Raw genomic sequence first — 1,223 nt, 5'->3', positions numbered from 1 at the left:
GCCAGGTGCAGCTTACGCCATACCCTGCGTCTGTCGGCACCATGCTGCCGGACTTTCCATTCGCCTTCGCCAAAGACCTTCAGGCCGGTTCCATCAATGACCAGATGTGAGATTTCACCACGGGTTGGCGTTTTTATGCCGATGTTCACTGTCTTTGGTCGCTTGCTGAGCAGCGAATAGTCTGGACAATGCAGCGACAATTTAATCAGTTTAAAAATCGAGTCAACAAAGCCAAAGTAAGTACGTGCTAGAAGAATCGGGCGCCAGAATGTTCTTTTGTCCATTTCTCACTGAGTATAAAGGGCCATAAGCCGTAGAGCTTTTGACGGCGGCTATTCCTGATTTATTGCAACTATTGCATACAAAGTGCACATCATAAATATGGCTTTGTTGAATAATAGGTAATCATGCTGTTTTTCCATGCCAGTTTTGGTTGAAAATGCTTGTCATATCAGGTGTACACTTTTCTCATGAGGCCTAACTGCATGATTTTACGTTGCGAGGATCCGTCGTTTCACTGGGCTGCCAGCATAAAATCTATTTATTCAACAAAGCCCATAAATATCAGTAGTCCCCCTTTGTTGTTCATTTAAACCAATAAGAACCGCCTTTTCTCTTAAACAGTTAGGACAGGTTGTATCGAAGGAAAGCATACCCATGAATAATTTAGCTCCATATTTGAATGATATATCCACAATATTGCGTACTGCAGACAGGCCAGAGGTGGCGTTGTTACAACGCTATGAGATAACTCAGGGTGAGCAAAAAATCAGCTTCATTCTATCACTTATTGGAAAGTTGATAGAACAGGACAGAATGCATCGCGCCAGAAGCGGAGAGTGACACGGGTAAAACACGCTTCCTGCTGCGTGATGAACGAATACGAAAAAACCTGAAAGCGTTTATTTGTACTAGCTCAGACCTGATCTGACAGTTACCGATTATTTATACAGGTGTCTGTCAGATTACATCTGGTTCAGATTCTTTTCTGCACAGATCCGTTTTCCATCGAGTAAAGTGGCCATCGGCGTACGCCCGCAGCACATTTTTCCCTGATGAGTTCGCTCATTATTGTAATGTCACAACCAGTTGTCCAGATCTACCTGCAGGCTTTCCAGGTCTCCATATAACTTCTTGCGGAACGTAACCTGATAAAAATCCTGCAAAATGGTTTTATGGAAGCGCTCGCAGATGCCGTTCGTCTGCGGAGACATCGCCTTCGT

General features: G+C 44.2%; 2 pseudogenes. Both read right to left on the bottom strand.

The annotated features are described in order from the left end of the window. A pseudogene (locus QZ506_RS07495) lies at positions 1–233 on the bottom strand (transposase); the annotation flags it as partial. Positions 234–965: 732 nt separating this feature from the next. After that, positions 966–1,223 (bottom strand): annotated as a pseudogene (locus QZ506_RS07490) (integrase core domain-containing protein); the annotation flags it as partial.

This window comes from Candidatus Symbiopectobacterium sp. (assembly GCF_020054415.1).
Classification (GTDB): Bacteria; Pseudomonadota; Gammaproteobacteria; order Enterobacterales; family Enterobacteriaceae; genus Symbiopectobacterium.
The sequence above is the reverse complement of the archived record's forward strand: the minus strand, read 5'-3'. Positions and strand labels throughout refer to the sequence as shown.